Below are 18,630 nucleotides of genomic sequence, written 5' to 3'. Positions count from 1 at the left end.
GCACAAAGTGGGAGGTCGACCGTGGGAGGTCATCAAGACCCCGCCCCCTTGGGGGCTTTATGGCTACCCACCCTTAGCCACTACTCAACCGCATGATTGGAAGGTTAACCCTATGAGTCCCACCACTGCCCTACCCGGCAGCCGCTTCGATGACTGGCACCGCCCCGCATGGCATGAGGATTCCAAGTGTGCGAATAGTGGCCTGCCGGTAACTCTGTGGGATGCGGCTTGGCCGCCCGGTCATCGTCGCCGCGATGTGAGTACGAATATCGCCGCTGCGCTCACTTTGTGCAAGGGCTGCCCGGTAGCGCAGGCGTGCGCAGCAGAAGCTCTCGCGACGAATTGCACGGGTACTATTCGCGCGGGTATCCCGCTAACTACGTTCCGGCAAACTAAGTTTCAGACTGCGGCGCTGCAGGCTATCGCAGCGGGTGGGGATATGGCGCAGGCGGTCGAGCGCTATCGGGGGGCGCTGTGAGTACGTGGGGTGGCAGGCGCGCCCAAGGGCTCACCCGGGCCACCCTCGCCACGTGGGGCACCCGGTGCCACCTGTGCGGGCGTGAGGGCGCGACAACAGCTGACCACATCATTCCGCGTGCGTTAGGTGGAACAGATGAACTGTCTAACCTTCGACCAGCTCACGCGAGCTGTAACTCCAAGCGTCAAGACATGCCATTGCATCGATGGCGTTTGCTTTATCCAGTAAATACAAACGAAATAAAAAATCGTTCATCAAGATGGGAAAAAAGAAAATGAATCGTCGAATCATCGCCCCGGGTGGCGCGGTCGCGTCGCGTTTTTTAAAAGTCGAGGTCGCAGGAAGTCCCGCGCCAGCCACTTTTTTCCCTCCCACATTTAACCCCGTGGGGCCGTCCCCTACCCCTACCCCCCTTAAAAATCGAGGTGTAACCACATGACCAATGCACTGTTCAACATCACAAGCGCACCCCGCGAGCCGGGCCGACACGAGCAAGCCCTCGACGATACTCTCGCCGCTGCGCGCGACGCTCAACTTGTCGATGACATTGACGACGCGCTCATTTCCATCGCGCGGGCGAATGCGTGGGCGCTCGACGCCGCCGAAGCCGAAGGTAAGCCGTATGCCGTCGCCCAGGTGTCCGGCCCGTATCGCGAAGTACTCGAATCACTCCGACTCACCCCTGCCGATAGGAAGGCCGACGCGAATGACGAGCTTAACCGCGCACTCGCCGAACTCCGCGAGTCGAATCTCTGACTTTTGGGCCGACCTCTCGCCCCGCCCGCGCTTTATCACCGAATGGCCGGATCCAGTCGAGGGCGTGGGCTCGAAGATTGAACAAGTATCGAAGTATTTAGGCCGCACGCCGATGCCGTGGCAGCGCCTTGCCGCGCACATCATCGGGGCGCGCCTGCCGAATGGGCGTCCGAAATGGCCGTTTATCGTTATCACCGTGCCCCGGCAATCTGGCAAGACCACCATCTGCAGTGCGGTGCAGTTCCACAAGGCGCTCGCGCTGCCAGGGGCTAAGGTGTGGTACACGTGCGACACCGGGCAAAAAGCGCGACAGAAATGGCTCGAATTGGTCGACGATGTGCAGGCGTCGCCGTTTCACTCGCCATTCGTGAAAGTACTCAAGACTAACGGCAGCGAAGCGTTAAAAATTCCGTCGCTTCGCTCGCAGGTGCGACCGCACCCGCCGAACGAGGATTCTCTGCATGGCGAACAGTCTGATCTCAACATCATTGACGAGGGATGGAGTTTTGACGAGGTCGAAGCGGCTAACCTCATGCAAGCCATTACGCCTTCGCAGGCCACCCGCGCGCACCGGCAGACGATTGTCATCTCGACAATGGGCTCGGCGACCTCGACGTGGTTCCACAACCTTGTAGACCAGGGCTACTCACGCGACCCGGGGATTTTCTTGCTCGACTACGGTATCCCCTTCGATGCGGATCCGACTGACCTCGACATCGTCGCCGAGTGCCACCCCGCGTTCGGGCAAACGATAGACCGCGATGCACTTGAGTCGGCGCTCGCGCAGCTCGGCCCGTCCGGCTTCGCGCGAGGTTACGGGAATCTTCGCACCGGCGCGCGCGAAACTCTGTTTCCTGCGCGGGTACTCGCGCAGGCCGCGACCGACGCCGAGATGCCCGCCGATGTTGACGCCGTACTCGGCGCGGCTATCGACATCGACCGAACAGAAACGGCAATCGCCGCCGCCGCTATGGTCGACGGCGTGCCATTCGTCGAGATTCTCGACGTGCGACCCGGCACGTCGTGGGGCGTGAAACGGCTTAAGCACTATCAAGAATTATCGGATTCGCTCATCGTCATCGACGAAATCGGGCCTTCGTCGACGCTACTCGCCGACGCGAAGCGCGAGAAGCTCAAAGCTACATCACCCACGGCTCGCGAGCTCACGACGGCGAGCGCCGAAGTGTTCGACCGTCTTATGCACGTCGACGGCGAGGGCATGGCCGACCCGCGCATCAAGTTTCGCAGCGACCCGGCGCTCGACCTCGCGTTCCAGATTGTCGACCGCCGAAAGCTCGGCGATTCGTGGACATGGTCACGACAAAAATCGTCCGGTTCGATAGCCGCCCTCGAAGCGGCGACGCTGGCACTGCATGGCCTGTTAACCCAGAAAAAGTCCGTTAAACCGTTTATCCGTTAAGGGGGCGCGATGCCGCGCATCGACTCAAGTTTCTACAGTCACGTTATCGGGTGCGACTATTGCGAGTGGCGCACCGTCGCGCCGACACCGGCGACGGCGTGGAAGTTGCTAGCTGTGCACTTGAAGGGTGTTCACAACGACGCCCCCGCTGCAAGTCATGCACTAGAGATGATGCGACGCCGCTCGCGCTAGCTCGACGAATCGGCGCGAGTCGGCACTCGGCGGTGGGATGGTCTCATGGGATTGATTGACCGCCTTCGCCGCCTAACGTCGCTGCCGCAGCAATTCGCCGCCGCGCAGTATGGCTCGCCGTGGGCTAACTCGGCGCACCTTGCTATCGCCGATTTTCCCGACCTTGAAGATTCGGCGATTAATCGCGACTACGCAATGCAAATTCCCGCGCTACTTCGCGCGCGTAATCTTGTCGTGACTACGATTGCCCGCGTGCCGCTGACTGCAGTCGAGGGCACCGCCCCGGCGTGGATTGCTGGCACCGTGCCCTCGACCGGCAAGCCACAAACCGAGTTCTATCGAATGCTCTGGACTGCCGACGATTTGTTTTTCTACGGTCGCAGCGCGTGGGCTATCGAACGCGACGCCCAGGGCGTGCCCACGGTCGCGATCCACATTCCGCTTGCTCTGTGGAACTACAGCGCCGAGGGTGATGTCATCGTCGACGGCGAGGTCGCCGACCCCGCCGAGGTATGCACATTTTCCGGCATTCACGCGGGAATTTTGGAACACGGGGCCGACGCACTGCGCGACGCTCACCGGCTCAACCGCGCGAGCGCTCGCGTCGCCGACGCCCCTGCAGCGTTGACCGAACTGCGACAAACGAACGACGCGATTCTCAACGATGACGAAATCGACGCGCTTATCGCCCGGTACGTGCAGGCCCGCCAAGGCCGCCGCCACGGCGTGTCCTATTCGTCGCCCGGCGTCGAGGTAGTCGAGCATTCACTCGCACCTGAAAACCTACTTATCGCTGGCCGCAATGCGGCGACCGTCGACATTGCTCGACTAGCAAACTTGCCCGCCCCGTTCATCGACGCGACCGTGGGCGGTACGTCGTTGTCCTATGAAAATTCGACATCGCGAATGACCGAGCTTATCGCGTTTGGTCTATCGCCGACCCTCGCGGCAATCACTGCGCGACTCAACCTTGCCGACATGAATCCAGCCGGGGCAAAAATTCGCTTCGACACTGAGCGAATCCTCGACGATATTCCCACGGCAGCCACCCCCAACCTAGCCCCGAATCAAAATGTCGGCCCCGGGGCCGGCAGCCCGAATAAGGGGGGCGCGAAACTTACCCCCGTAACCGAAGGAGCGCGACATGCCTAACGCATACAAAACGACTCACACCTTGCTCACCGCTAACGATGACGGCATCGCAGGCACACGCCGCTTACTCGCGGTGCACACATTCGAGGGGCAAGACCTCGACGCCGTCGCAATGGCACGGCGCCAGCAATCGCCCGCCGCCGCTGGCTCATATCATCTTGTCATAGACCGCGACGGCGCGAGCGCTCGCGAAAATGATGACGAATATATCCCGTGGGCGGCTATGTACACCGGCAACCGGGCCGCGTTCCATTTCTCGCTCGCTGGCCGCGCCGCGATGACTCGCGACGAATGGCTCGCCCGCCCCGCGCAGCTCGAAACCCTCGCCCAGGTGCTCGCCGCCTACTCGAAGGCATACGGCATTCCCCTTATTCGCCGCGATGCCGCCGACCTCGCTCGCGGCGCGTGGGGCGTGTGTGGACACGCCGACATATCCGGCGCGTGGCACGAATCCGACCATACCGACCCCGGGCCGGGGTTCCCCTTCGACGTAGTCATCGACCGCGCGAAGGCGATCCTTGCCGAAGCGCTCGACCCGAATAGATGCACGCCGAATTAGGAGGGACTCACGATGTTTGTCGCTGGATTAATTGCCGTAATTCTCTACTGCTGGGCCGCCCAGACTCTCAACAGATTGGTTCCGAATAAATGACGATTGTTATTGCTTCGATTATCGGATTCTCTTCAGGTCTTGCCGGGGGCGGGCTCGCGTTGCTCGCGTTCGGCGTATGGCTCGCCGCGAGGTTGCCTGACTATGACCACCACAACTAAAGGAATGCCCCGTGCGAAATCATTGGCGCGCGACCCTACGCACGTTTATCGCCGCGACTATAAGTTTCTTGCCCCTACTGCCCCACATCGCCGCCGAGTTCGGGTGGGCCTCAATCCCGTGGGTGGCGACGGTGCTCACCGTTTCTGCCGCGATAACTCGAATTCTCAACACCCGCGAAGCGACGAAGTGGCTGGAAACTTATGCAAGTTGGATACTGCCCGATAAACCACTACCCCGCTTCGACACAACCCCGAAGGACAAAGAAAGTGAATCTTAAGGCTGCCGCCCCGGTGACACGCTTCATTAATCCCGATTTTTTGACCGCCGCCGCCGACACCATGACCGCCCCCGGAACGGATTCGCGCACGCTCACCGGCCTAGTGCTGCCGTTCGGCAAGCCGGGCCGCACTAGCGCGGGCCGCCTGACCGTCGACGCGAATGCAGTCACCCTGCCCGATGACATCGGCCGGGTGAAGCTGTATCGCGACCACTCCGACCAGGGCGGCACCCCGGTCGGTCGCGCCGTCGCCGCCGAAGTCCGAGACGATGGACTTTTTATGTCGTTCCGCATCGGTGCGACCCCTGACGGTGATGCCGCTATTACCGACATCGTCGAGGGCATTCGCGATGCACTGTCTGTCGAGCTTGTCGACGCGCAGCACGCGGGCGGCAAGCTCACCGCCGCCCAGTTGACCGCCGTCGCCATTGTTCCGGTTCCGGCATTCGACGATGCGCGAGTGACCGGCGCGAGCTTCGCAAAGCGCGACGAGGACGAGCAGGAAACCCCCCCGAGCGACCCCGAAGCCCCCGTCGAGGATGACGACCAGGACAAGGAGGACGAGGACGAGAAGAAGAAAAAGACCACTGCCGCCGCCCGCCGAAACACACTCACCACCCGCCTAGCTGCGACCAGTCTCACGGCAGCCACCCCCCGAAAGGAAACCATGAAGCTGACCACTGTCTCCGAAATCATCGCGAGCAAGATTAACGGCACTGACACCGTAAACGGCGTGACCGTTACGGCCGCCCTCGCCGAGGTCACTCAGGCCGCGCAGCCTGCAGTACAGAACGAGGAATGGCTCGGCGAGCTCTTCGCCGCCGCCCCGTTCGAGCGACTGATCGTTCCTACTATGAAGCAGCGTTCACTGACCCGCATGAAGCTGCGCGGCTGGCGCTGGAAGGAAACGCCGAAGGTTGACGACTACGCCGGTAACCTGCAAGAAATTCCGACCAACGAAATCACGACCGAGCCCGTCGAGGTCGACGCGCAGCGCATCGCAGGCGGCCACAAGATTGACCGAAAGTTCATCGACTTCGCCGACTCCGAGTTCATCGAGTCTTACCTGCGCGAAATGGCTAATTCCTACAAGGAAAAGACCGACGTGCACGCAGTGGAATTTATCGTGACCGAAGGTGACAAGGTCGCCGAAGCCGGGTCGCAGCCCACCCTCTTGCACGCTGCCGCGAAGGCTAACCAGATTATTAAGAAGAAGCTGCGCAAGGATGCTACGACGTTCCTTGTCAATACTGACGACATGTTCAAACTGTTCGACATCACCCTCATGGACCAGCCGCAGTACCTTGCACTGTTCAACATCGACCCGGCGAAGTTCATCGCCGACGATGCAGTGCCAGCCGGTCACGTCGTGGCCTATCACCGCGACTCGCTCGCATTCGGCGAGCTGCCCGGCAGCCCGATTCGCGTCGACGCTCTCGACATCGCCCACGGCGGCAGCGACAACGCGCTGTTTGGCTATTGGGCCGCGTTGCTTGAGGATCCTCGCGGCCTGACTACCGTGCCGTTCGGCGCGAAGGCCGACGCCGGGGCGTAATCATGGCGGCGGAAATTACCCTGCAGGATATGGCCGCGCACCTTGGAACATCGCGCCCTGATGAAACACTGCGCGAAGTCATCGATGCGACGGTCGAGCTTGTCGAGGGCTGGAAGGGCGCGCCGATAGCCGAATGGCCTGAACGGTGGCGGCTCGGAACGATGATGCTTATCGCTCGCATCGACCGGCGTCGGCAGTCGCCGAGCGGTGTCGACACCGTAACCGAAATGGGGCCGGTCTACATTGCCCGAAAAGACCCCGAGGTCGCGCAGCTGCTCGAAATTGGAACGTGGCGAAAGCCGGTAGTCGCATGATTCGCGCAGCACTCGACCACGTGACGGGGCTACTCGCCGACGCAGGAATCGCCGCCACGACTGACGCTCGCAACATCACCGCCCCGGGCTGTTTCGTCACGGTGACGAATATTGACGATTTAACCCTCGACGGTTCGGGGCGCGTGACCGGCGAAATCCTCGCCATTGTCCGCGACCTCGGCGGCGACGCCGACATCGATAACTTATCGATGTTGCTCGACGATGTACTCGACGCCGTCGCTAACTCTGTCGTCGCGATTCGCGACATCGACACTGCCCAGCAAGCGACGCCGCCGAGCGGTGGCAAGTTGCCTGCAATCCGTTTCACATACACGCTTTATCTGTAAAGGATGAAAACATGGCTATTAAGTCTTACGTAGTCGGCCCCGGCACGCTCACCCTAAGCACGCCAGCACTCGACCTCGCCGCCCAGGTCACCAAGTGCGCTGTAACTCCGAGCGTCGACCGCGAGGATCCACTTCATGTCCTGTCCGGCGAGTCCCGCGCGGGCGATTCGAAGTACTCCGCCACCCTCGACGTGACGTTCCTGCAGGACTTGTCAAAGTCCGGCATCGTGGACTATTCGTGGCAAAACGCGGGCAAGGAAGTGGCTTTTACCTACACGCCGAACACTGCCGAGGGCGCGAAGGTTACCGGCGTCATCACTATGGATCCGGTAAGTATCGGCGGCGATGTGAAGTCCCGCGCGACCTCTGATGTGTCGTGGCAGTGCACCGGCCTGCCGAAGTTCGCGCCGAAGGTGTAAGACATGGGCGACCTGTATCCGTCGACGGGCGTGCGAGTCGACGGTGCGCGCGAGCTTCGCCGAGCCTTGAAGCAGGCCGGGCTCGACCTTAAGGATGACATCAAGGACGCGCATAAATCCGTCGCGAATACAGTCATCTCTCGCGCGCGCACGCTAGTACCCGTCGCGCCCACATCGATGACATCGGCGACACCGGGCTTGCTGCGCGACTCGCTTCGCGCCGCTGGCACTCAAACTGCGGCTATTGCCCGTGGTGGCAAGAAAAAAGTTCCGTATGCGAATCCGATTCATTGGGGCTGGCACCGCCGCAACATCAAACCGACGTTGTTTCTCACTCGCGCAGCGAGCGAAACCGAGCCGACGTGGGTTAAAGAATATAAAAAAAAATTCGACGACATTCTCGACAAAATCGCTAACTCAACGAATGGGGTAACCTAATGAAATTTCTAATCAAGTACATCGACGCCGAGCGCGAAGCGCAGGCCGTGAACGTGTACCACGCCGACCGCGTCGCCGCCGAGCGCGAAGGCGCGAAGCGCGGGTGGCCGCGAATGACCGAGACACCGGCGAGCTACCTCTCGCTGCAGGTGTATAAGGCCGCGCGTCGTGCGAAGCTCGACAATATTCCCGAGACGTGGGAGGACTTCGCCGACCTTGTCGATGACATGGAGGTTATCGACGATGTCGAAAACCCTACCCAGTAGGGTCGCGCACTCGCTCGTCGATTGCTATCGCGATGCGACTCGGCTTGCACCCGGCCGCCTTGCTCGACCTCGACGATGACATTTTCACGACCATGATCGACATTATGGAAGGGTGGGACAATGGCCGGTAAATCTCCAGTGTTGTCGGTGCGCATCATCGCCGACGCGGCTAAGGCCGCTGCCGGATTCTCCGAAGCTGAAAAGCAAGTCGGCGGCTTCGAGTCGAAGCTGTCAAAAATCGGCGGCGTCGTCGATAAGGCCGCCGCGACCGCGACCGTCGCCGGTGGCGCTTATGTAGCCTTCGCGAAGCAAACCGTCGATGCGGCTTCGGCTATGGAACAGTCCGTGGGCGCAGTTAATTCCGTATTCGGCGAGCAAGCCGACAAGGTCATGGCGACTGCCGAGCAGGCCGCCCAGGGCGTGGGCCTTGCCACGAGCGAATATGCGAATATGGCTTCGATTATGGGCTCGCAGCTGCAGAATATGGGTATCCCGATGGATGAGGTCGCCGGGCAAACCGACCAGCTAATCTCGCTCGGCGCTGACCTCGCGGCAATGTACGGCGGCACCACCTCCGAAGCCGTCGATGCCCTATCATCGCTGCTGCGCGGCGAGCGCGACCCTATCGAGCGTTACGCGGTATCGATTAATCAAGCTGCAATCGACGCCGAGCTTGCCGCCCAGGGACTGTCTGGCCTTGAGGGCGAAGCGGCGAAGCAGGCCGAGACACAAGCGACCCTAAAACTACTTTTTGACCAGTCATCGAACGCGCTCGGCACGTTCTCGCGCGAGTCCGAAACGGTCGCAGGACAACAACAACGCGCAAACGCCGAGTGGCAAAACGCGAAGGCCGCCCTTGGCGAGCAACTACTGCCAATTGTGACCGAAGGCGCGAGGTTACTCGGCGCTCTCGCGGGTGAAATTGGCAAGCACCCCGAGCTATTCAAAATTGCCGGTGCCGCGATTATCACGTTCACCGGCGCGCTGCAGGGTATCTCCGTGGGCATTAAGGCCGTCGAAGCGGGAAAAATCGCATTCGGCGCGCTGAACACTGTCATTAGTGCGAATCCTATCGGCGCATTTATCACCGTGCTAGGACTTGCCGCCGCGGGCATCGTAACCGCTTACCAGCATTCGGAAACATTTCGCGACATCGTGCACCGCGCAGGCGAAATCGCTGCCGATGCCTTCGGGGCCGTCGCCGATTGGGTGTCGAATGTGTGGGATTGGATTAAATCCGTTATCGACGCCGTCGCCGACCTGATCGGGTGGCTGCGCGATGCGTGGGATTGGGCGATGGACGTTGCCCGCGCTGTCGGCGATGCACTGTCATTTTCCGGCGACGGGCCCGAAATGACGATGCAACTCGCGGCCGGTTCACTGTTTAAATTCCTGCCGCAATCGCCGGACATCACCGCCGCACTAACGCCGGACATCACCGCCGCCCGGGTCGATAATCTCGCGAAGCAACTGCCGAGCGCAAACACGCCGACCGCGCCGGTCTACAACGTCACGATTAACGGGGTACTCGACGCCGACGATGCCGCCGTGAAAATTCGCGAGGTGCTCAACCGTTACGAAAGGCGCCAAGCATGGTAGACAAGTTTGCGCAATCTATCCGGCTCGACATCAACGGCACGAAATACCCGTTCACCCCGAGCGACATCGTCGACGGACTTAAACTGACGTGGGGCCGCGACTCACTGTTCGAGGATCCAAAAAAGCGCAGCCTGTCGGCGACCCTTATCGTCGACTACGCTGCCGCCGTCGAAATGACTAACGGCAGTGGCCACATACTCGGCGCGCGCGTGCGAGTCTTGAAGGGCTCGACGCTACTGTTTCGCGGCAGTATCGACACCATCGAAGTCGCACCCGTGGGCGGCGACCAGGTGCGACTTGACCTGCATTCGGTCGAATCCACAACATGGAATTACGAACTAAGCAAGACGTTTAACACTCGCGCAGCGACCGCCAAGCTACTGCAAGCAAGTATCGACATTCAAACCGGATTGCCCGATGTGGAAATTATCGACGCCGTCGACCCGGCAACTAAGTTCATTCAACCGGAACAAAGCATCGCCGTTACAGTGCTGCAGGCCTACAACGCCCTTGTCGAATCGCGCCCGCTTGCTCGCGCAATATGGCTACCAGACTTATCTCAAGTCTGGCCGTCTTACTACAACCGGAACGGCGCGTGGGTTGACGCGAGGTTTACTGCCGACCAGGTCGCCGTCGAAGGGTGGGAACTGTATTTCGAGCAAAACCCGTTGTGGGTGGAGTTCTACACGGGCGGCACGTTCGGCGAGGAAACCATGATTAAAAAATTCCCAGTGCCCGGCGACGCGGCTTCGGCTGGCACACTACAAATCACAAATGAATGGGGCGTCAAAGCGTACAAAGATTGGGAAGTAAACGGCGCGAAGGCCGTACTTGCCGCGCAGCAAACAGCCCCGCGAAAATTCACAATCGCCGCCGAAAACGTTAGCGACGAATGGATGCAGCCGTGGGAAACGTCGCGCCGATTCGTTATCGACCGCGACACTATCACCGGAACTAATTTTTATCAGCGCTGGGAACGCGAGCACGGCGGGCGCTATGTACCTATCGGCGGGACTATCACTGTCAAGCATGGGCGATCGACTCACGAAATGACATGTGTTTACGCCTAACTAGCGATGTTCCACGCGGTGCGCGCTGCGATGCGCTGCCGCTCGGCATTCGTCGCGACGTAGACCTGTGTTGTCGCTAGACTCGCGTGCCCGAGTAATTCCTGAACCGCGCGAATGTCTCGCGTTTCATCGTTGACTACGGTGCCGAAGCGGTGGCGAAGTTTGTGAGGGGTAAAGCCAACCGGCAGCACTCGACTAACTAGCTTGCCGAGCCACCCCGCCGAAATGTGGCCGTCGACATCGCCGACGAAAAGATAACCATTCGCCGCTCGAATGCGCTGCGCGAGTAGCGGCGGGCAAGGCACGACGCGCACGTGCCCACCCTTGCCAACGACTCGCAGTTGCCACCCGCGCCCCACGGGCTCAACGTCGCGCGAGTGGACTCTGCAGCATTCGTCGCGTCGCAGCCCGCACGTCGCCATTATCTCGATTGCAAGGCGCGCCCGGGGGTCGATGTAGGAACGTTGCATCGATTCGACGATAAGGGCATCGGGGATAGGCTTCGGAACGCTGCGCGGCCGCCTGACTGTTGGCAGCTCGGCGGCGACGTTGGCGGCGTAGCCGTTAAGCTCGCACCATTTGAAGAACACGCGTAGCGATGCGCGAGCGCTCGCGCGGGCGTCGCCCGCCCACTGCCCTGCCGCGAGCCACTCGACCAGGTCGCCGCGCTCGACCTCGTCGACGGGCTTGCCGACTGTTTCAATCATTCGCCGAACATGACTAACGCGCAGTGAAATAGTGCCCGGGGCTCGACCCGCCGCCTGCAGCTCAGTGCGGAACGAGTCGAGCAAATCACGCGAGGAATACCCCCGTTTGCTTAGAGATTGATGTGAGACGGTCATGCGGGCAGCTTAGCCTGACCTAATTCTAGGTAGTGAAGGGGGGTTGGCCCCGAATCAGTGGGTTCGGGGTTCAAGTCCCTGATGGCGCACAATAGAAAGTCTCGCGGCTTCATTCCCAAAAATGAGGTTGCGGGACTTTTGGTTTTGCGAGGGAGCCCCCACCCCAGGATCTGCATAACTGACAACGAAGGGGGCGCCGGCGTAGCTTTCCGACGCCCCGTTGGCAACTACGCAGGTTTTAAATCTGCTCGCCCGCGATTTGGTAGTCCTCCGGGTCGCCCACAGGTACCTCGGTGCCGTCGGACATCTTCAGATCCTCCAACTCTTGTTCAGGGTCGACCAGCTCGATGTCGAAGCCCGACTCGCGAATTCGGCGCAGCCCCTCCTTGAGCATCCTACGACCCATCTTGTTCGTCGCGGTCACGTTGGACAACTCCAAGACCACCTTGTCCGCGCTCAAGTCATAGCGCTCCAACTCGTGCAGGACCGTCTCAGCCGCGTTGAAGTTGAGAACACCCTGGAGATAGATGACCGTAGCGTCGCCGTCGTCAATAATGTGGCGAATCGGCTGGACACCGTAGCGCTCCTCTGTTGACATCAGGTGCAAGCCCATGTCCTTAGATAAGAGCTTGAAAGCTTCCACGCCACGGACAGAATTGCCTTCCTCGTTCAGACGCGGCGAGAAGGTAGCAACACCCAGCTGCCCCGGCAGCGTTCCGAGCAAGCCGCCGGCCACACCGGACTTCGCCGGAATACCTACCTCGGCCATCCAGCGGCCGGCACCGTCATACATTCCGGCCGAGCTCATCAGCGCCAGAGTTAGCCGGCAGACATCGGCGTCCAGAATCTTGTCATTCGTTACTGGCTGGCGGCCACCATTAGCCAAGGTCGCCGACATCACCGCCAGGTCCTTCACCGTCACTCGAATAGAGCACTGTTTGGTATAAGTAAGCACGGCGTCGTGCGCTTCGTCCTTAATAATGTCGTAGTTGCGCAGCATGTGCGCCAAAGAGAGGTTGCGATCCGCGTGGTCTAGCTCCGAGCCGAACACGCTCTCATCGATCTCCAGCTCGCGTCCCGCCAGGCGCGACATATAGGTAAGGATGCGCTCCACGCGTTCCTCAACCCCGGAGTCAACGCCATTGATGAGCTGGGTAACCGCAATTGCACCAGCATTGATCATTGGGTTGACCGGACGGTGGTCATCGCGGTTGAGGGAGAGCTCGTTGAACGCTTCGCCGGAAGGCTCCATTCCGACGATTTCACGCACTGCGTCCAACCCCAGTTCCTGCAGCGCCAAGGCGTAGACAAAAGGCTTGGACAAAGACTGCATGGTGAACTCGACGTCCGCGTCACCCGCCGAATACACGTGGCCCGTGGTGGTGCACAGCGCGGCGCCCAGGTACTCCGGTTCCGCAGCCGCGAGCTCTGGGATGTAGTCAGCTACCTTTCCACCGTCCTTATCACGGACACTGTCGAGGATTTCCTGCAAATAAAATGGGATTGGTGTTTTCATCTCCGCCCAGCTTACGGATGACTATGATTGCCCGCATGAACAGAACTCTTGTCATTGTGGACGTGCAAAACGACTTTTGTCCTGGCGGCTCCCTCGCGACGGATCGTGGAAACGAGGTAGCGCGCGACGTCGCCAAGCTGGTGCGCACCCAGGATTATGACTTCATTGTTGCTACGCAGGACTGGCACATCGACCCCAAGGGGCACTTCTCTGAAGACCCGGACTTCGTGGACACGTGGCCGGTGCACTGCGTCGCCGACACGGAGGGCGCGGCCATGCACGCCGCGCTTGCCGACGCCCCCATCGACACCTTCTTCCACAAAGGTGCCTACACCGCAGCTTATTCCGGGTTTGAGGCCGAGTGCGTCGACGATGGTGCAACCCTGGCGGAGTGGCTGCGCGAGCGTGAGGTAAGCGAGCTCGACATCGTGGGCATCGCCACCGATCACTGTGTGCGCGCCACCGCAATCGACGCGTTACGGGAAGGCTTCACCGTCAACGTCTTGGAGAGCTACTGCTCTCCAGTCAGTGAAGAGCGCGCAAAAAAGACCTTTGCCGAACTGCGCGAGGCAGGGGCAAAGGTCGTCTAAGGCGGGGGGCAAAAATGCCGCGTCGAATTAGCGGCGCTCAGCGAGCAGGCGCTGCAGCTCCTTGATGTCGTTCTTGCGACGGTTGGAGCGGAAGACTGCTAGCGCTACGAGGCCGACTACAGCTGCGCCAACGCCGGCGAGTGCCATCTGAACGTTGCGGTCCTGCAGCTTCTCGGTTGCGGCGCCCTTTGCGTCATCGACCAAGTTCTTTGGCTTGCTGCGGTCAGCGAGCTCGTCGAGGGTGCTAGCCAGCTGGCGGCGGGTGCGCTCGATGTCGCGCTGAATGTCATTAATATCGCGTGCCACGTTGTAACTCCTGAATTTGTAATTTCGCTTTATAGGCCTTTTGGCTCAGCTTCCACCGAGTCAGTCAAGGGACCAGTCTACAGGCATCGATGCAATACGTGCACGCGGGGATACCGGCACCTGCGCCCAGGATGGCCCAGACCATCACGAGGGCACGGTATGGTTAAAGGCATGACTGAAGCAAAGCGTTTGGAAATCGGAGACGTTGCCCCCTCTTTCACTTTGAGCGACGATCAGGGCAATTCTGTAAGCCTCAGCGACTTCGCTGGAAAGCGCGTGCTCGTGTATTTCTACCCGCGCGCCAACACGCCAGGCTGCACCAAAGAGGCGTGTGACTTCCGTGATTCCCTTGAGCAGCTCAATGGTCTCGACATCGCGGTCGTAGGTATCTCCCCTGATAAGCCAGAGGCCCTGGCTAAGTTCCGCGCCGATCACGAGCTGAACTTCCCACTTCTGTCTGACCCTGAGAAGGAAACGCTCGCGGCATACGGCGCGTTCGGTGAGAAGAAGAACTACGGCAAAGTGGTACAGGGCGTTATTCGCTCAACTTTCCTCGTTGAGCCAGATGGCACCATCGGCCAGGCCATGTACAACGTGAAGGCTACAGGTCACGTCGCCCGTGTGATGAAGGGGCTGTCTTAAGCTTCGGTACATACACAATCACCTAAACAATTCAGATGAGCATCAAGCACGATACCGAGCTGCTGGTTCCACGCCGGCGCCCGGCCCAGGCACGCAGCCGCGAGAGATACAACAGGATCCTCAAGGCTGCGCGAAGCGTGCTTGTCGACGTTGGCTTCGAGTCCTTCACCTTCGACGAAGTCTCGCGCCGCGCGGAAGTGCCTATCGGCACGCTGTACCAATTCTTTGCCAACAAGTACGTGCTGATCTGCGAGTTGGACCGCCAGGATACCGGCGAGAATCTGGAGGAGATTCAGCGCTTTTCTGAGCACGTCCCGGCCCTGCAGTGGCCGGACTTCCTTGATGAGTTCATCGACCACCTCGCCCGCATGTGGCGCGAAGACCCCTCCCGCCGTGCGGTGTGGCATGCGGTGCAGTCCACTCCGGCCACACGCGCCACGGCCGCAGATACGGAGCTGCAGCTGCTCAAGCCCGTGGCGGAAATCCTGGAGCCGCTGGCCCAGCGTATGACCTATGACGAGCGCGTGGAGCTGGCCGGATTCCTCGTACACACGGTGGTCTCGATGCTCAACTACGCAGCATCTGGCGAGCCAGAGAACTTTGACGACGTCGTGGGCGAAATCAAGCGTATGCTTATTGCGTACTTGTTCTCCGTAGCCACTAGCTAAAGGTTAGGAACCGTGTGTGATGTCTATGGAGTTTTTGGTCACGGAGTCTAATGGCTTTTTGGACGGGGAGTCCAGATAGTTTTTGGTCACGGAGTCCAAAGACTTCCTTGTCGTGATGTCTCAAGACTTTTTGGACAGTCGGTGGGTTGGAATACCAAGATGGCTATTTCAACCCATCTCCGCAAGAAAATAGCGGACTTCGACCCAGTAAGAGACGGACGAACCGTCACCCAATTCTGCAAGGATATTGGCGTATCTCGCCAAACCTATGCCAACATCAAACGCCGCGTTGAACAACGCGGCCGTGCAGGCATCCTGCCTGACTCCACCGCCCCGCATTCCCCAGCCAGAATCTACGATGATCACCTTCGTCAGAAAGTCATCACAGCTCGATCAGTGCTCAAGGCCCAGGGACGGGACTATGGCCCGTGGTCAATCTATTACTACCTCATTGATGACCTTGGTTTAGAGCACCCACCGGCACGGTCTACGATTGCGCTTTGGCTCCACGAAGCTGGTGTTGCTGAGGCCAATGCCCGTAAACGTCCTCGTAAAAGCTTTAAACGCTGGGCACGCGATAAAGTCGATGAGCTGTGGCAACTCGACGGGTTTGTCTACCGACTCTTTGACACTCCACATACCCAGATCACTATCTACCAGCTGGTTGATGATGCCAGCCGGTTTGATCTGGGCTCACAAGCCTTCGCCGCCAAAGAAAACGGATTCGATGCTCGCACTACCTTGGCCGCAGCAATAGAAACGTATGGTCGCCCGCAGGAACTTTTGACCGATAACGGTGAAGCTTTCGCCACCTATCACCGGGGCCGGTTGTCCGATACCGAGCGCTGGCTCGCCGCCCAAGGTATCTGGTCCATTGCAGGTTTTGGCCCGCAAACCCAAGGCAAAGATGAACGCTCGCATCAAACCATGACCAAGTTTCTCGATGCACGCCAACCTACAACACTTCAGCACGTCAAACAGCTGTTGGACGACTACCGCGAGTTTTACAACACCAGGCGCCGCCATCAAGGCCTGCTAGTCGGCAAAATGCACATCACTCCAGCCCAAGCCCGTGAGCACTTCGCCCACGCTCAATCCCCAACACAACCCATTGACCCGGATGTGCTGTGGGCCAAGATTGTGAAGTCATACCGGGATACACACTCAGAAAGCGCGATACACCACGAGCATCGTATCGAGAATGGGGTTAAAGAGGCGATGGCGCCGGTTGTGGGAGAAGTTGCAGCTTCTCCCACAACCATCGATGACGATAACGAACCAATCCAGCAAGAATCATCTCCTACCATCAGTCCCACCGTAGACGGTCTATCCGCCCAGTCAAGCAACGCCTGGGGTATCCCCGACACACTGTGGATCAACAAAAGCGGAGTGGTGCGCATCCTGGGCTATGGATTCTATGTAGGACTCCGGTTTAAAAACCGGCTCATATACAGCCACGTTACCGATGACACCGCTGAGTTCTTCACTGATCATGATGGTGAAGCACTGTTTTCATTCCCACTGCCCATCAAGCTACTTGAGCGTCCAGCCGGCGGACAGATCAACATCGGGCATGTCGAAGGAATGTGGCACCGCCGGCCACCAGAGATCAAACCAATCCTGTCGCGTCCGCGCCCGTCGAGACGAAAGAAACCATAACCGGTAAGACGAGCTAGAGACTGTCCAAAAACACCAAAGACTCCCTGCCCAAAAAGCAGGGAGACTCCACGTCCAAAAAGTCATTGGACTCCTAGCCCAAAAAGCTACTGGACTCCGTGTCCAAAAAGCCCATGGACATAACAAGGTTAGGAACCGTGAGCAGGACGGTAGCGGTGGCGTAGTCTCCGTCGTGGCTGATGCTCAGGCTCGTTCGCATATCCCCGAGACTTGCAGCCACGCTCTCTTTGATGTGGCCGTGCAGGACCAGTGCGACTCTCCCCCAGGCGTCCGGCTGAACCTCGATTTCTTGCCATTTGACGTCGTTTTCTGCCACCACCGGCGGGCGGCCATAAAGCGCCTGCGACCATGCCTTAATAAAAGCTTCCTTCGCCGCCCACCGCCCGGCGAGGTGCTCGGCGCGGCGCGCGGAGTCGCCTTTGCGCGTAGCCACGCGCAGCTCCGTGGCACTGAATACCGCCTCGAAACGAGTGCCCGGCACGCTGAGCTGCTGGGCAAACTCCGAGATACAAACAAGGTCAGTGCCCACGGCGAAGGTAGCGGCGTTCATAGCCTCTCACTCTAACTCGCGAGCTCAGTCTTGAGCATTTCGAGTTCTCCGCCACCAGCCATCCACTGGGTCAGATCTTCGACGCTTACTTCCGCCTTCGAAGCATTGAGAACCACTTCGCCCATGTTAAGTACCACGAAGCGGTCCCCCACCAAGAACGCGTGCTGCGGGTTGTGGGTAATCAGCACCACTCCCATGCCGCGAACACGAGCGGCGTCGATAAAGCGCAGCACCATGCCGGACTGCTTGACGCCAAGCGCCGCCGTGGGCTCATCCAGCACGATGTAGCGCGCACCGAAGTAGATGGCGCGCGCGATGGCCACCACCTGGCGCTGGCCGCCGGAGAGCGCTTCCAGCTCCACGTCGATGTCGGCTAGGTCTACGCCCATTTCTTGCAGCTGCTCGCGGGCAATGGTGCGCATCTCCTTTTCCTTCAACAGGCCGAAAGGACCTGCGAGTTCCTGGCCTAAGAAGAAGTTGCGCCACACGGAAAGCTGCGGCACCAGCGCGAGATCCTGGTACACGGTAGCGATGCCCGCATCGAGGGCGTCGCGGGGGCTGGAAAAGGTGGTAGGGGCGGCGTCGACAAGCAGCTCGCCCGAGGTGGGTGTGTTGAGACCCGACAGGATTTTGATGAGCGTGGACTTGCCTGCACCGTTGTCGCCAAGGACGCAGGTGACAGTGCCTGGGCGCAGCGTCATGTTGACACCACGCAGGGCATGGAAATTACCGAAGGATTGCTGAATATCGTGCAGCTCGATGCTGTGTGCATTCTCAGTCATCA

At 59.8% G+C, this 18,630-nt stretch carries 24 protein-coding genes and 1 pseudogene; 19 read left to right on the top strand and 6 right to left on the bottom strand.

The window, feature by feature from the left end; translation table 11 throughout:
* The first annotated feature begins 112 nt into the window (after positions 1 to 112).
* Both I6I72_RS10125 and I6I72_RS14015 read left to right on the top strand, forming a co-directional pair.
* Positions 113 to 478, top strand: coding sequence for a WhiB family transcriptional regulator (locus tag I6I72_RS10125; RefSeq protein ID WP_070420689.1), 366 nt, complete (start codon positions 113 to 115; stop codon positions 476 to 478).
* A pseudogene (locus I6I72_RS14015) lies at positions 475 to 609 on the top strand (HNH endonuclease); the annotation flags it as partial. The gene I6I72_RS10125 and the pseudogene I6I72_RS14015, both read left to right, overlap by 4 nt.
* 13 nt (positions 610 to 622) lie before the next feature.
* On the opposite strand, the gene I6I72_RS14010 reads toward I6I72_RS14015, so the two are convergent.
* Positions 623 to 853: a hypothetical protein gene (locus I6I72_RS14010; protein WP_070420690.1), complete on the bottom strand. Its 231-nt coding sequence runs from the start codon at positions 851 to 853 to the stop codon at positions 623 to 625.
* Positions 854 to 913: 60 nt separating this feature from the next.
* Between I6I72_RS14010 and I6I72_RS10115 the strand changes: the two genes are divergently transcribed.
* The 13 genes from I6I72_RS10115 to I6I72_RS10060 all read left to right on the top strand — a co-directional run bounded on the left by I6I72_RS10115 (position 914) and on the right by I6I72_RS10060 (position 11,055).
* On the top strand, positions 914 to 1,234 hold the full coding sequence (locus I6I72_RS10115; protein ID WP_070420691.1) for a hypothetical protein: 321 nt from the start codon (positions 914 to 916) through the stop codon (positions 1,232 to 1,234).
* 64 nt (positions 1,235 to 1,298) lie between these two features.
* Complete coding sequence (locus tag I6I72_RS10110; RefSeq protein ID WP_168161724.1) at positions 1,299 to 2,654, top strand: terminase large subunit domain-containing protein; 1,356 nt, start codon at positions 1,299 to 1,301, stop codon at positions 2,652 to 2,654.
* Between the two features lie 237 nt (positions 2,655 to 2,891).
* Positions 2,892 to 3,998 carry a phage portal protein gene (locus I6I72_RS10105; protein WP_201806831.1) on the top strand — a complete coding sequence of 369 codons (1,107 nt, stop codon included), beginning with the start codon at positions 2,892 to 2,894 and terminating at the stop codon, positions 3,996 to 3,998.
* Positions 3,991 to 4,557: a peptidoglycan recognition protein family protein gene (locus tag I6I72_RS10100; RefSeq protein WP_201806828.1), complete on the top strand. Its 567-nt coding sequence runs from the start codon at positions 3,991 to 3,993 to the stop codon at positions 4,555 to 4,557. The genes I6I72_RS10105 and I6I72_RS10100 overlap by 8 nt, the downstream gene beginning before the upstream one ends.
* Before the next feature lie 89 nt (positions 4,558 to 4,646).
* A complete protein-coding gene (locus tag I6I72_RS13840; protein WP_265342594.1) occupies positions 4,647 to 4,769 on the top strand; it encodes a hypothetical protein in 123 nt (40 codons plus the stop codon).
* A gap of 267 nt (positions 4,770 to 5,036) precedes the next feature.
* Positions 5,037 to 6,602, top strand: coding sequence for a phage major capsid protein (locus tag I6I72_RS10095; RefSeq protein ID WP_201806826.1), 1,566 nt, complete (start codon positions 5,037 to 5,039; stop codon positions 6,600 to 6,602).
* A gap of 2 nt (positions 6,603 to 6,604) precedes the next feature.
* On the top strand, positions 6,605 to 6,916 hold the full coding sequence (locus I6I72_RS10090) for a hypothetical protein (protein ID WP_070420698.1): 312 nt from the start codon (positions 6,605 to 6,607) through the stop codon (positions 6,914 to 6,916).
* A complete protein-coding gene (locus tag I6I72_RS10085; RefSeq protein ID WP_070420699.1) occupies positions 6,913 to 7,263 on the top strand; it encodes a hypothetical protein in 351 nt (116 codons plus the stop codon). Before I6I72_RS10090 ends, I6I72_RS10085 begins: the two co-directional genes overlap by 4 nt.
* An 11-nt stretch (positions 7,264 to 7,274) precedes the next feature.
* Positions 7,275 to 7,682: a hypothetical protein gene (locus tag I6I72_RS10080; RefSeq protein WP_070420700.1), complete on the top strand. Its 408-nt coding sequence runs from the start codon at positions 7,275 to 7,277 to the stop codon at positions 7,680 to 7,682.
* A gap of 3 nt (positions 7,683 to 7,685) precedes the next feature.
* Positions 7,686 to 8,120, top strand: a complete 435-nt coding sequence (locus tag I6I72_RS10075; RefSeq protein ID WP_201806824.1) for a hypothetical protein — start codon at positions 7,686 to 7,688, stop codon at positions 8,118 to 8,120.
* A complete protein-coding gene (locus tag I6I72_RS10070; protein WP_070420701.1) occupies positions 8,120 to 8,386 on the top strand; it encodes a hypothetical protein in 267 nt (88 codons plus the stop codon). Before I6I72_RS10075 ends, I6I72_RS10070 begins: the two co-directional genes overlap by 1 nt.
* 120 nt (positions 8,387 to 8,506) lie before the next feature.
* Positions 8,507 to 9,985 (top strand): phage tail tape measure protein, encoded by a 1,479-nt coding sequence (locus I6I72_RS10065; RefSeq protein WP_070420702.1) that lies wholly within the window; start codon positions 8,507 to 8,509, stop codon positions 9,983 to 9,985.
* A complete protein-coding gene (locus tag I6I72_RS10060; RefSeq protein ID WP_070420703.1) occupies positions 9,979 to 11,055 on the top strand; it encodes a hypothetical protein in 1,077 nt (358 codons plus the stop codon). Before I6I72_RS10065 ends, I6I72_RS10060 begins: the two co-directional genes overlap by 7 nt.
* Here the strand turns inward: I6I72_RS10060 and I6I72_RS10055 are convergent.
* Together I6I72_RS10055 and I6I72_RS10050 are read right to left on the bottom strand one after the other, a co-directional pair.
* Positions 11,052 to 11,897 carry a tyrosine-type recombinase/integrase gene (locus tag I6I72_RS10055; RefSeq protein ID WP_083281008.1) on the bottom strand — a complete coding sequence of 282 codons (846 nt, stop codon included), beginning with the start codon at positions 11,895 to 11,897 and terminating at the stop codon, positions 11,052 to 11,054. The genes I6I72_RS10060 and I6I72_RS10055 overlap by 4 nt on opposite strands.
* Before the next feature lie 238 nt (positions 11,898 to 12,135).
* The gene (locus I6I72_RS10050; protein WP_201806821.1) at positions 12,136 to 13,413 is read right to left on the bottom strand and encodes a glutaminase; all 1,278 of its coding nucleotides are present in this window, start codon (positions 13,411 to 13,413) and stop codon (positions 12,136 to 12,138) included.
* 35 nt (positions 13,414 to 13,448) lie between these two features.
* On the opposite strand from I6I72_RS10050, the gene I6I72_RS10045 reads away from it, so the two are divergent.
* Positions 13,449 to 14,003 carry an isochorismatase family protein gene (locus I6I72_RS10045; protein ID WP_034657417.1) on the top strand — a complete coding sequence of 185 codons (555 nt, stop codon included), beginning with the start codon at positions 13,449 to 13,451 and terminating at the stop codon, positions 14,001 to 14,003.
* A gap of 27 nt (positions 14,004 to 14,030) precedes the next feature.
* On the opposite strand, the gene I6I72_RS10040 is transcribed toward I6I72_RS10045, so the two are convergent.
* Positions 14,031 to 14,309: a DUF3618 domain-containing protein gene (locus tag I6I72_RS10040; protein WP_005531048.1), complete on the bottom strand. Its 279-nt coding sequence runs from the start codon at positions 14,307 to 14,309 to the stop codon at positions 14,031 to 14,033.
* Between the two features lie 171 nt (positions 14,310 to 14,480).
* On the opposite strand from I6I72_RS10040, the gene bcp reads away from it, so the two are divergent.
* The 3 genes from bcp to I6I72_RS10025 all read left to right on the top strand — a co-directional run bounded on the left by bcp (position 14,481) and on the right by I6I72_RS10025 (position 17,278).
* Complete coding sequence (gene bcp, locus I6I72_RS10035) at positions 14,481 to 14,951, top strand: thioredoxin-dependent thiol peroxidase (RefSeq protein ID WP_034657419.1); 471 nt, start codon at positions 14,481 to 14,483, stop codon at positions 14,949 to 14,951.
* A 35-nt stretch (positions 14,952 to 14,986) separates the two neighbouring features.
* Positions 14,987 to 15,619 carry a TetR family transcriptional regulator gene (locus I6I72_RS10030; protein ID WP_005531050.1) on the top strand — a complete coding sequence of 211 codons (633 nt, stop codon included), beginning with the start codon at positions 14,987 to 14,989 and terminating at the stop codon, positions 15,617 to 15,619.
* A 159-nt stretch (positions 15,620 to 15,778) separates the two neighbouring features.
* Positions 15,779 to 17,278 (top strand): integrase core domain-containing protein, encoded by a 1,500-nt coding sequence (locus I6I72_RS10025; protein WP_046646292.1) that lies wholly within the window; start codon positions 15,779 to 15,781, stop codon positions 17,276 to 17,278.
* 91 nt (positions 17,279 to 17,369) lie between these two features.
* On the opposite strand, the gene acpS is transcribed toward I6I72_RS10025, so the two are convergent.
* On the bottom strand, positions 17,370 to 17,846 hold the full coding sequence (gene acpS / locus I6I72_RS10020; RefSeq protein ID WP_049145120.1) for a holo-ACP synthase AcpS: 477 nt from the start codon (positions 17,844 to 17,846) through the stop codon (positions 17,370 to 17,372).
* Between the two features lie 11 nt (positions 17,847 to 17,857).
* Positions 17,858 to 18,628 (bottom strand): ATP-binding cassette domain-containing protein, encoded by a 771-nt coding sequence (locus tag I6I72_RS10015; protein ID WP_049145122.1) that lies wholly within the window; start codon positions 18,626 to 18,628, stop codon positions 17,858 to 17,860.
* Positions 18,629 to 18,630: the final 2 nt, after the last annotated feature.

This window comes from Corynebacterium striatum (assembly GCF_016728105.1).
GTDB lineage: Bacteria > Actinomycetota > Actinomycetes > Mycobacteriales > Mycobacteriaceae > Corynebacterium > Corynebacterium striatum.
This window is presented reverse-complemented; position numbering and strand designations above follow the sequence as displayed.

Excerpts from the sequence above, each read along its gene's own strand:
- I6I72_RS10125 (WP_070420689.1), top strand. The coding sequence starts at position 113 with ATGAGTCCCACCACTGCCCTACCCGGCAGCCGCTTCGATGACTGGCAC.
- I6I72_RS10115 (WP_070420691.1), top strand. The coding sequence starts at position 914 with ATGACCAATGCACTGTTCAACATCACAAGCGCACCCCGCGAGCCGGGC.
- I6I72_RS10105 (WP_201806831.1), top strand. The coding sequence starts at position 2,892 with ATGGGATTGATTGACCGCCTTCGCCGCCTAACGTCGCTGCCGCAGCAA.
- I6I72_RS10100 (WP_201806828.1), top strand. The coding sequence starts at position 3,991 with ATGCCTAACGCATACAAAACGACTCACACCTTGCTCACCGCTAACGAT.
- I6I72_RS13840 (WP_265342594.1), top strand. The coding sequence starts at position 4,647 with ATGACGATTGTTATTGCTTCGATTATCGGATTCTCTTCAGGTCTTGCC.
- I6I72_RS10090 (WP_070420698.1), top strand. The coding sequence starts at position 6,605 with ATGGCGGCGGAAATTACCCTGCAGGATATGGCCGCGCACCTTGGAACA.
- I6I72_RS10085 (WP_070420699.1), top strand. The coding sequence starts at position 6,913 with ATGATTCGCGCAGCACTCGACCACGTGACGGGGCTACTCGCCGACGCA.
- I6I72_RS10080 (WP_070420700.1), top strand. The coding sequence starts at position 7,275 with ATGGCTATTAAGTCTTACGTAGTCGGCCCCGGCACGCTCACCCTAAGC.
- I6I72_RS10075 (WP_201806824.1), top strand. The coding sequence starts at position 7,686 with ATGGGCGACCTGTATCCGTCGACGGGCGTGCGAGTCGACGGTGCGCGC.
- I6I72_RS10070 (WP_070420701.1), top strand. The coding sequence starts at position 8,120 with ATGAAATTTCTAATCAAGTACATCGACGCCGAGCGCGAAGCGCAGGCC.
- I6I72_RS10065 (WP_070420702.1), top strand. The coding sequence starts at position 8,507 with ATGGCCGGTAAATCTCCAGTGTTGTCGGTGCGCATCATCGCCGACGCG.
- I6I72_RS10060 (WP_070420703.1), top strand. The coding sequence starts at position 9,979 with ATGGTAGACAAGTTTGCGCAATCTATCCGGCTCGACATCAACGGCACG.
- I6I72_RS10055 (WP_083281008.1), bottom strand. The coding sequence starts at position 11,897 with ATGACCGTCTCACATCAATCTCTAAGCAAACGGGGGTATTCCTCGCGT.
- I6I72_RS10050 (WP_201806821.1), bottom strand. The coding sequence starts at position 13,413 with ATGAAAACACCAATCCCATTTTATTTGCAGGAAATCCTCGACAGTGTC.
- I6I72_RS10045 (WP_034657417.1), top strand. The coding sequence starts at position 13,449 with ATGAACAGAACTCTTGTCATTGTGGACGTGCAAAACGACTTTTGTCCT.
- bcp (WP_034657419.1), top strand. The coding sequence starts at position 14,481 with ATGACTGAAGCAAAGCGTTTGGAAATCGGAGACGTTGCCCCCTCTTTC.
- I6I72_RS10030 (WP_005531050.1), top strand. The coding sequence starts at position 14,987 with ATGAGCATCAAGCACGATACCGAGCTGCTGGTTCCACGCCGGCGCCCG.
- I6I72_RS10025 (WP_046646292.1), top strand. The coding sequence starts at position 15,779 with ATGGCTATTTCAACCCATCTCCGCAAGAAAATAGCGGACTTCGACCCA.
- acpS (WP_049145120.1), bottom strand. The coding sequence starts at position 17,846 with ATGAACGCCGCTACCTTCGCCGTGGGCACTGACCTTGTTTGTATCTCG.
- I6I72_RS10015 (WP_049145122.1), bottom strand. The coding sequence starts at position 18,628 with ATGACTGAGAATGCACACAGCATCGAGCTGCACGATATTCAGCAATCC.